Origin of the sequence: Gordonibacter pamelaeae 7-10-1-b, from assembly GCF_000210055.1 — a bacterium.
Classification (GTDB): Bacteria; Actinomycetota; Coriobacteriia; order Coriobacteriales; family Eggerthellaceae; genus Gordonibacter; species Gordonibacter pamelaeae.
The window spans coordinates 174,575-184,260 of record NC_021021.1; the positions used below are offsets into that span (position 1 = coordinate 174,575).

8 protein-coding genes and 2 pseudogenes are annotated in these 9,686 nt (G+C 62.6%); 6 read left to right on the top strand and 4 right to left on the bottom strand.

What is annotated here, in order from left to right; genetic code table 11:
- Positions 1–37 precede the first annotated feature (37 nt).
- From GPA_RS00800 to istA, 4 genes and pseudogenes are all read left to right on the top strand, one after another.
- Positions 38–553, top strand: coding sequence for a cob(I)yrinic acid a,c-diamide adenosyltransferase (locus GPA_RS00800; protein WP_015538671.1), 516 nt, complete (start codon positions 38–40; stop codon positions 551–553).
- A complete protein-coding gene (locus tag GPA_RS00805) occupies positions 554–1,195 on the top strand; it encodes a precorrin-8X methylmutase (RefSeq protein WP_015538672.1) in 642 nt (213 codons plus the stop codon). It begins immediately after the preceding gene.
- Positions 1,192–1,965, top strand: a complete 774-nt coding sequence (gene cobK / locus GPA_RS00810) for a precorrin-6A reductase (RefSeq protein ID WP_049783966.1) — start codon at positions 1,192–1,194, stop codon at positions 1,963–1,965. The genes GPA_RS00805 and cobK overlap by 4 nt, the downstream gene beginning before the upstream one ends.
- Positions 1,966–2,122: 157 nt before the next feature.
- Positions 2,123–2,776: pseudogene (gene istA, locus GPA_RS20705) on the top strand (IS21 family transposase); the annotation flags it as partial.
- A gap of 246 nt (positions 2,777–3,022) precedes the next feature.
- Here istA and GPA_RS20710 read toward each other — a convergent pair.
- Together GPA_RS20710 and GPA_RS16600 are read right to left on the bottom strand one after the other, a co-directional pair.
- Positions 3,023–3,373: pseudogene (locus tag GPA_RS20710) on the bottom strand (transposase); the annotation flags it as partial.
- Between the two features lie 242 nt (positions 3,374–3,615).
- Positions 3,616–4,023, bottom strand: a complete 408-nt coding sequence (locus GPA_RS16600; RefSeq protein ID WP_015538674.1) for an IS110 family transposase — start codon at positions 4,021–4,023, stop codon at positions 3,616–3,618.
- Between the two features lie 1,109 nt (positions 4,024–5,132).
- On the opposite strand from GPA_RS16600, the gene GPA_RS00830 reads away from it, so the two are divergent.
- Together GPA_RS00830 and GPA_RS17740 are read left to right on the top strand one after the other, a co-directional pair.
- The gene (locus tag GPA_RS00830) at positions 5,133–5,483 is read left to right on the top strand and encodes an HNH endonuclease (RefSeq protein ID WP_227156057.1); all 351 of its coding nucleotides are present in this window, start codon (positions 5,133–5,135) and stop codon (positions 5,481–5,483) included.
- A gap of 87 nt (positions 5,484–5,570) precedes the next feature.
- The gene (locus GPA_RS17740) at positions 5,571–6,359 is read left to right on the top strand and encodes a hypothetical protein (RefSeq protein ID WP_154248835.1); all 789 of its coding nucleotides are present in this window, start codon (positions 5,571–5,573) and stop codon (positions 6,357–6,359) included.
- 117 nt (positions 6,360–6,476) lie between these two features.
- On the opposite strand, the gene rbfA is transcribed toward GPA_RS17740, so the two are convergent.
- Both rbfA and infB read right to left on the bottom strand, forming a co-directional pair.
- Complete coding sequence (rbfA, locus tag GPA_RS00835; RefSeq protein WP_015538676.1) at positions 6,477–7,577, bottom strand: 30S ribosome-binding factor RbfA; 1,101 nt, start codon at positions 7,575–7,577, stop codon at positions 6,477–6,479.
- Positions 7,578–7,686: 109 nt separating this feature from the next.
- On the bottom strand, positions 7,687–9,686 hold a 2,000-nt coding region (gene infB / locus GPA_RS00840), incomplete at its 5' end, for a translation initiation factor IF-2 (protein WP_041238703.1).

The window sequence follows — 9,686 nt, forward strand, 5'->3', positions numbered from 1 at the left end:
ACATGGAGTATGTCTACCGCATCATCGAGGAGGGCGTATGATCCACGTGTATCATGGCGACGGCAAAGGCAAGACCACGGCGGCGATGGGCCTCGCCCTTCGCATGCTCGCCGCAGGCCGCCGCGTCGTCGTCGTGCAGTTCCTGAAAGACGGCGAAAGCGGGGAGGCGCGCCTGCTCGCCGAGCATTTCGGCGTGCCCGTGTTCGCGGGGAAGGCGTCGGACAAGTTTACCTGGTCGATGACGTCGGAAGAACTTGCCGCGACGTGCGAGCTGCACGATGGGAACCTCGCTTCCGCGCTCGCCGAGCTCGAGGGCGCGCAGGAGGGGCTGCTCGTGCTCGACGAGGCGCTCGACGCGCTTTCGAAGGGGCTTGTCGACGAGGCGCTCGTGGACCGCGCGCTCGATATGTCCGCGCGCGGCGTCGAAGTAGCGCTCACCGGGCGCGCGCCTTCCCGCAAGATCGTGGAGAAGGCCGACTACATAACCAAGATGCGGTGCGAGAAACACCCCTACGAGCAGGGGATATGTGCAAGGGAAGGAGTGGAGTACTAGATGGATTCCAAGGAGATGGCGCCCGGCGACATCGAGCGGCGCAGCTTCGAGATCATCACCGAAGAGCTCGGCGGCCGCACGTTCCCGCCGCTCGAAGAGCCCGTCGTGAAGCGCGTCATCCACACCACTGCCGACTTCTCGTACGCCGATTCCCTCGTGTTCACCCATGACGCTGCGCACTGCGCGCTCGACGCACTGCGCGCAGGGGCCACGGTGCTCACCGACACGAACATGGCGCTCGCAGGCATAAGCAAGCCCGCGCTCGCGAAGCTCGGCTGCAAGGCCGTGTGCTACATGGCCGACCCTGATGTCGCCGCGGCTGCGCGCGCCGCGGGCACGACTCGCGCCGTTGCGAGCATGGACAAAGCTTGCGGCATCGAGGGTCCGCTCATCGTGGCCGTCGGCAACGCTCCCACAGCACTTCTGCGCCTCGCCGAGCTCATGGACGCGGGGAAGATCGCGCCCGCGCTCGTCGTTGGGGTGCCGGTCGGGTTTGTGAACGTGGTCGAGGCGAAAGAGGAGCTACTCGCGCGACGCGTGCCGGCCATCGTCGCGAGGGGTCGCAAGGGCGGCTCGACCGTGGCGGCCGCCATTATGAACGCGCTGCTCTACCAGATCACGCGCCCAGGCGGCCCGAAGTGACGGCGCCCGCATCCGCGCCGGCGCTGCGCATCTTCGCCGGCACCACCGAGGGCCGCCTTCTGTGCGAATGGGCGAGCGGGGCGGGCATCCCCACCCGTGCCTACGCGGCAACCGAGTACGGAGGCGAGCTTTTGGGCGAGCTTCCGGGTATCGAGGTGCATGCGGGCAGGCTCGACGAGGCCGACATGGAGCGCGAGCTTTCCGGCGCGCGCATCATCGTCGACGCCACGCACCCCTTCGCTACGCTCGCAAGCGGCAACATCCGGGCCGCTTCGCTCGCCGTGGGTGCACGATGCCTGCGCCTTGCGCGCCCGGCCGAGGCGCTGCCCAAAGGCGTCGTGTCGGTCGCGTCGATCGCCTGCGCGGCGCGCTTTCTCTCCGAGAACCCGGGTCGCGCGCTTCTCACGACGGGGAGCAAGGAGCTTGCTCCCTACACGCGCGTCGCCGATTTCGCGGAGCGCTTCTTCGTGCGCGTGCTCCCGCTGCCCGGCGCTATAACGAAGTGCATCGACGCGGGGTTTTCTCCGTCGCACGTCATCGGCATGCAGGGGCCCTTCACCCGCGAGCTCAACGAGGCGATGCTTCGGCAGGTGGGTGCCCAGTGGCTTGTGACCAAGGACTCGGGAACCGTAGGCGGCACGGCCGAGAAGCTCGCCGCCGCGCGCGACGCGGGAGCGCGCTGCATCGTGGTCGCCCGTCCCGCCGAGGGAGGCGGGGCCCTTTCGCTTCGGGAAGTGGAAGACGCGCTCTTACGGGAGTTCGCGCGCTAGGCGCTCGCCGCGCCTGCTGTATTCGCTACGATAAAACTCGACACATCGCTACGTAGGATTTCGACACTTCGCTAGCGAACATGCCGACCACCCCAATCGGTTACCTTGGTCATCGCCATCGTAGATCGACCAAGGAGGCCAGGAAGGAATGATCAGCATGTCCAAGGCATATTCTATACGCCAGCTCAGGATGGAGGGCGACTCGATCGCCGAGATATCCAGGAAGCTCGAGGTTTCCAGGGACACCGTCTACAAGTACCTCGCGATGGACGACCTCTCGCAGAGGCCGCCCGCCCCGCGCGCCAAGGGCAGCGTGCTCGACCGCTACCGGCCGCTCATCGAGAGTTGGCTCGACGAGGACGAGCGCAACTGGCGCAAGCAGCGCCACACCGCCCGCCGCATCTGGGCCCGCCTGCGCGACGAGGCCGGCGCCGACGTCGCCGAGTCGACCGTGCGCAACTACGTCAGGCGCATCAAGCTCGAGCGCGGCGCGAGCCGCGAGCAGTACCTCGACCTCGACTGGGAGCCGGGCGACGCGCAGGCGGACTTCGGCGAGGCCGACTTCTACGTCGGCGGCGTGCGCACGCGCATGAGCTTCTTCGTCATGACGTTCCCCTATTCGAACGTGGGCATCGCCCAGGTGTTCCCCGGCGAGAACGCCGAGTGCGTGTGCCAGGCGCTGCGCAACATATTCGAGCACGTGGCGGGCGTGCCCAGGCGCATCCTGTTCGACAACGCTGCCGGCGTGGGCCGCCGCGTCGGCGACGCCGTCTGCACCACCGAGATGTTCTCGGCCTTCGCCGCCCACTACGGGTTCGCCTACTCGAAGCTCCTATGTATGTCAACTTGCTTTTTTCGCCTGAGATTTCAGCCAAGCATCGTATTCTTCCAGGAACTGGACATTCATCAGACGGCCGGTCTCGGCGTAGCTTACCTTTTGGAATCCGACGTTGAGGGCCTTTCCCGCTTCCACCAAAGTAATGCCCAGAGCTTGTCTTGCGGGGCGCAGATCCTTCCACGACGGCCCTTTGATTTCGAACGGGTTGCGCAACGCCCGGAACACCTCGCGGGCGATGTAGCGCTTGAGGCACCTGATGGCCTCCTTCTTGGACTTTCCGTCGCGCTTGCGCTTCCCGACGTAATCCTTGGTCCTCTGATCATACGACATCCTGGTCACCGCGATCTGGTAAAGCGCCCTGTTGGCGCGCCTGTCGCCCCCTCTGTTCAGGCGATGGCGCTCCGTTTTGCCCGAGCTCGCCAGCAGCGGGGCGACGCCGCATAGGGAGGCGAACTCGGCCTCGCTTTTCAGCCTTTCGGGATTCCCTCCGCCAGCCACGGCCAGGGCGGCGGCGGTAACGGTGCCGCAGCCGTAGATGGCGAGCAGGGCGGGGGCGTTCGCCTCCAAAACCCGCTTCATCCTCTCCTCGATGGCGTCCGCCTCCCGATCCTGGAGATCCCAGGCTTTTCCCAAGGACCCCAGGGCCATAACGATGCCGCCGGCGGCGGGGTCGAGCGTCGAGAGAGCGTTTCTGAGGTTCTTCCTGGAAAGGCCCTCCAACGACCTTCTCAGGTCCTCTGGCGCCGTCACTATCAGGGATTTCGCAGCGTTTATCATGGCCGATGTGGCCTGCACGAGGCGACCGCGGGCTATCATGAGCTGCCTGAGTTCCTCCGTCCATCCGGACTGGTCCTTGGGCTTCGACAGGTTGGCCCTGGCGAGAACCTGCCGCGCCGCCACCTCGGCGTCGGCCGGATCGCTCTTCGGACGGCCCGACTTGCGCTCGCCCTTCCCGGCACCATCACCTCGTACACGCAGTACCAAAGCTCAAGGAGCCTTCGCGTCAAGCCGGCGCCGTACGAGCCGGTCCCCTCGACGCCGACGCCGACGCACGTTGCCGGGCCTCCTATCTTGCCGGCGAGGGCATCGTAGCCTTTCGCGTCCGCGGCGAACCTGAACGTCCCGATCGCTCTCCCCATGTGGTCGAGGAGACAGAGGGTGTGGGTGTCTTTGTGGGTGTCGACGCCGGCAAAGACGAGGTCTTTCTCCAACTCGCTCATACGCAGCCTTTCAGATCAACGCTTGCGATACGGTCCGAACCGAAGGCTGGCTAGACAGAACACTGATGGGGGCTGTACCATGCGGGTTGCTAGGTCCACGCGCTCGAGCCCATGCTCCTATTAGGCCATTGGCCGGCCTTGGTCGGGGCCGACGCGAGGCTCTTCGAGTTGAGGCCAGTCGCTGGAATCGACGGCAGTTCTTTAATGGGCCATCGCGTCGGCTCATGCGCATTTTCGCCGATAGCCCTCGTCGATAGCGCGATTCCCATTATCAGTGTCCTACCGCACAGATACCCTGGCGATTTCCGACGCGCCCCTCGATATCCGAAAGGCGTGGCCCCTTTACGCCGACCTAGTCGACATCGAAAGACCGTCGACGCGGCCTGTCATCGATCATCGCCTGAAAGGCGAGGGGAACGGGTTCATCAGGTTTCTCACCTTGCTCGAGACGAAACAGCCCGACGGTACCGACCGCAAAGGCCGCCCGGAAGAGGACAGATGGTGCTATCTGGTCGTAAGTTCAGATATCGGCGTCAAGCCCGTGAAAGATCAGATGCGGATAGCGAACCGACTGCTACAGGCATTTGACGGAAGGCTCTTTCGCCCGCGCGTCGCATATTCCGGTGTGAAGATGGCCGAGATCGCGCCCGAGCAAAAGCCTAGAAACATAATGGATGCCATGTGGTTACTTGCCAGAGACCATCCCGACCGCTACCTCCTGACTTGCAGGAGATGTATGCGGACCGTGCTCTCGGGAACCCAGGGCGGCGAGCGTTCATTTTGCAGCAACTCATGCCGTGCGACCTGGAGCAAGGAGCACTCGGCTAAAAAGCGATAGCGGCAGTATCGCAGCTCCGCCGGAAATCGGCGGGGCCCACAACCAAATCGACCCTAGAAAGGCACCCGGACACCGGGTGCCTTTCTAGGGTCGATAAACCTCCAGCTCAACGATTAAATCTTCTCCCCTCCGGGTACAAGATGGGCAATTGTGCACCTGATGGATAGGGGAGGAAATCTATCGTTTCCTCCGCGACCGACAGCCACAGCGCCCGGACACCGGGCGCAACCCGCACGAATAACCGCCACGAAAAGAGAAAGAGGCATCGCAAATGGATGCAATGGTAGAGGCCATGAAGCCGTACATCGGCATGATTTTCGCTATCTGGTTCATATCGGAGGTGATCACCGCCATGTTCCGCCTGCACCGCAAGAAGTCATACCAAGACCGCCGTATGGCCAACGACGCCGAGCATGCCAAGGTGACCCGCGCGATGCACTACGACGTTCTTCACCGCGACGGCTTCCACTGCGTCCGTTGCGGCCGAGGCCGCGAGGATGGCGTGAAGCTCCACGTCGACCATATCGTTCCCGTATCGCGCGGCGGCAAGTCGGTGATGGGCAACCTCCAGACCCTATGTGAGGTCTGCAACTGCGGCAAGGGAAACCGCTACCTGGAATAAACACGCGATAGAATGGCAGAAATACAAGAACTCTATCAATAACTCTATCAATAACTGGCAATTGACTCTCTAGGAAAAGGCAACTCAATGCAAACAGACAAATACGATCGAGAACTCATAGACGCGATTGACAAATGGGAACCCAAATTAGTTGAACAGGTAAAAACGATAGAAAATGAGTGCGGCTTTCCCACTGTAATATACCGTTCGCCAAGCAGGCTCATTAAAGAATGCGAAGATGCGTACGATTGCGGGTGTGTCATAGCTGCCCTTACCTTGGTTTTAACGATTCCAGATGTATGCTCGAGATTGGATGGCACTGATTATCGAACCTGGAGTGCAAGATATCTCCAGCTGAAAAGACCTAAAGGTTCCAAAGAGAAAGAGCGCGCACCGGAGAAAACGCAAAAAGAGGTTGCAGAAGATTTTAAATGCATCGAGAGTGAAGGCATATTCACGGCAGCAGATTTATATCAACTCAGATGCTCGATAGTCCATGCAGGTTCGTCGGTCATAGGCAAAGAAGAAACCAAAGATAAAGACAAAGATAAAGACAAAAAGAAAAAGAAAGATGGAGCCAAATTCAGCCCATACAGAACGATAGGGGTGGGCTTGACGGGAAACCCTGAAAACCTCCTTATCAGTTATGGGCATGATGGAGTAGGCATAGATGAGATGACAAACTGCTCCTATAGTTGCACAGTCAATCTTGAAGGCTTGATTCGTCGAATGGCAAAAGGTGTCGAGAAATTCATTTTGGAAGATCCGACAAGAGATGATGAATACTCATTTGAGAAAGCTGAAAGCATAGAAGATAAGGAAACGCCAGTAACCACCCGTAAAGGAATAGTCGACTATAGAACAATCAGCAATTAAATCGGAAAGTTCCCCGAAAACCGCCCGAACCCCGACGAAAGTAACCCGGCGGCAACCAGAACCGTCTTGGCTACTGGGTTGCACCCGACGAAGTGCGGAAAGCCTCCACCCATCTCTTTAGGAAAGCACAAGATTCCTTTTCGGCATGCCGGTGGCCGAAATCAATCCCGACGATATCTCGGTTGCGAGCCTGCGCCTGGCATGCTCGACCTGATCCGAGATGCCGAGTGAGGCGGCGACGCGGCCGTAGCACCTTTCGACGATAGCGTTGAGGGCATCGCAGTGGTTATCGAAATCGTGCGTGCGGTCGAGAACGGCAGGGGATAGGAAGCGCTGCATCTGCCCGGTGAATGACCCGTCGGCATAGCAGACGTGCGCTCGTTGCATGCCGACGGCGATCATTCTGGCAAGGGGCACGGGACAGCGGTAGTCATCGTGCTTTGCCGCGACGAGTGCGGCTACGGCAGAAAAGTCGATTTCCTGCGCACGGACGATCCAGGGAATGTCCCAGAGGTCGCGGTGCCTGATATGCGTATCGGTGGCGGAGAATGAGATCAGCTTATCGGCCAAGATTTCCTCGAGTGTCTGGCACCGGATTGTAAGGTCGTCGTACATTCCGGCGAGCTCGGGATAATTGACCGCGACGCGGCGGACCGTGGATGTATGCGCCGGAACGGACGCGATCTCGAGCTTGATTCGCTGTTTCGGCAAATCGGGGCGCGCGATGTTGGTGTTTACCGAGACCGTCCACCTCCGCATCCCGACGCCATCGAGATCGTTGACGACCTTCGGTTCCCTGACGCTCACTTCGGTATCGTAGGATCTCAGCAGGTCGCAGCGCAAAGTCCTTGAGAAATCGTCCAAGGGAAGCGAATCGAACTTATCGCCGGCGACAAAATCGAGGTCTTCGCTATATCGTTGCGATCCGTAGCAGAGGTCCAAGAGGAAGCGCAGTTCGGGCGCCACGCGCCACGAGAGCTTCCGCGCCATGAGCGAGCGGATGCGCCCCGCCGCCTTCTGGAAGGCGGCGGCCACGTCGTCGTAGCGCTCGGGCTCGGTGGTGTAGAACACGTTGCACACGCTGCGGTCGTAGCTCACCTCGCAGCCCGTGATGGTCACGAGCTCGAGGCGCGGGTCGGATATCTCGAACAAGAGAATGCTCGCGATGACCTCGCGCGCCTGCTCGTTGACCTTGCGGTTCGAAGATCCTTGCTTCATGGTGCCGCCTCCTAAACAGTCGGGGGTTGCGCGAAAAACGCGCCCGTCGCGTCCAGTGTATCGCGGGACGGCCGACGGGCGCTTCGATGCTCGTATCGGTTACGAACGGTTACTCCGTTCGCTCGACTTCCTTCACCTGGTAGCCCTCGATGGTATCGCCCACCTTGAGGTCCTGGTAGCCATGGATGCCGATGCCGCACTCGTAGCCCTGGCGCACGCTCTTCACGTCGTCCTTGAAGCGGCGCAGCGACTCCATGACGCCCTCGAAGATCACGGTGCCGTCGCGCACGATGCGCACCTTGTCGTCGCGGTTGATCTCGCCCTCGGTGATGTAGCAGCCGGCGATGGTGCCCACCTTCGGCACCTTGAACGTCTCGCGGACCTCGGCAACGCCGGTGTCCTCCTCCACGATATCGGGCGAGAGCAGGCCCACACGCGCGGCGTTGATCTCCTCGATGGCCTGGTAGATGACGCGGTACAGGCGGATGTCCACCTTCTCCTTCTCGGCCTGCACCTTCGACTTGCCCGTGGGGCGCACGTTGAAGCCGATGATGATGGCGTCGGAAGCGGAGGCCAGCGTGACGTCGGTCTCGGTGATGCCGCCCACGGCCGAGTGCACGATGTTGATGCGCACCTCGGACTGGTCCATCTTCTCGAACGCGTCGCGCAGCGCCTCGATGGAGCCCTGCACGTCGGCCTTCACGATGAGGTTCAGGTCGGTCTGCTTGCCCTCCTCGATGCGGCTGAACAGGTCGTCCAGGCTCACATGGGACTTCGTCTCCTGCTCGGCCAGGCGGGCGCGCAGCGCGCGCTCCTCGGCGAGCTTGCGGGCGTCGCGCTCGTCGTCGAACACGCGGAACTCGTCGCCGGCCACCGGCACGCTGTTCAGGCCCAGGATCTCCACCGGGTCGGCGGGGTAGGCCTCGTCCACGTGCTTGCCGAGCGGGTTTACCAGCGCGCGCACGCGGCCGTAGGACGTGCCGGCCACCACGATGTCGCCGGGGTGCAGCGTGCCGCGCTGCACGAGCACGGTTGCCACGGGGCCGCGGCCCTTGTCCAGGTTCGCCTCGATGACGAAGCCGGAGGCCTCGGCGTCGGGGTTGGCCTTGAGCTCCAGGACGTCGGCCTGCAGGATGATGGTCTCCAGCACGTCGTCGATGTGCAGGCGCTGCTTGGCCGACACCTCCACGAACATGTTCGTGCCGCCCCATTCCTCGGGGATGACGCCGTACTCCACGAGCTCCTGGCGCACGCGGTCGGGGTTCGCGCCCGGCTTGTCGATCTTGTTGACGGCCACCACGATGGGCACCTCGGCCGCCTTCGCGTGGTTGATGGCCTCGACGGTCTGCGGCATGACGCCGTCGTCGGCGGCCACCACGAGCACGATGACGTCGGTGACCTGGGCGCCGCGGGCGCGCATGGCCGTGAACGCCTCGTGGCCCGGCGTGTCGATGAACGTGATCTGCTTGCCGTCGATCTCCACGACCGACGCGCCGATGTGCTGGGTGATGCCGCCGGCCTCGCCCGCGGCCACGCCCGTGTCGCGGATGGCGTCCAGAAGCGACGTCTTGCCGTGGTCGACGTGGCCCATGACGGTGACGACGGGCGGGCGGGGCTTGAGGTCCTCGTCCTTGTCGTGGTACACGACGGCGTACTCCTCCTCGGGCGACACGACGCGCACCTTGCGCCCCATGTCGTCGGCGATGAGCTCCACCAGGTCGTCGCCCATGGACTGCGTGAGCGTGAGCACCTGGCCCAGCATGAACAGGCGCTTGATGACGTCGTTGGGCGGCACGCCGATGAGCTCGGCGAACTTGGCCACGGTCGTGCCCTGCGGGATCTCCACCACGGAATCGTCCAGCACGAGCGTGGGATCGAGGCCCTTCTCGATGGCCTCCAGCTCCAAACGCTCGCGGTTCTCGGCCTCGCGCTTCTCCTTGCGCTTCTTGCGGCGGCCCTCCCCCTCGTGCGTGGAGGCGGCGGCCACGGCGGCGCGGGCCTCGGCCAGCACCTTGTCGCGCTGGAGCTTCTCGGCCTGCACGGCCATCTGGGCGTAGCGGTCCTCGCCCGCAGGCTGCTGCTGGACCTCGAGCTCGGGCACGATCTGCT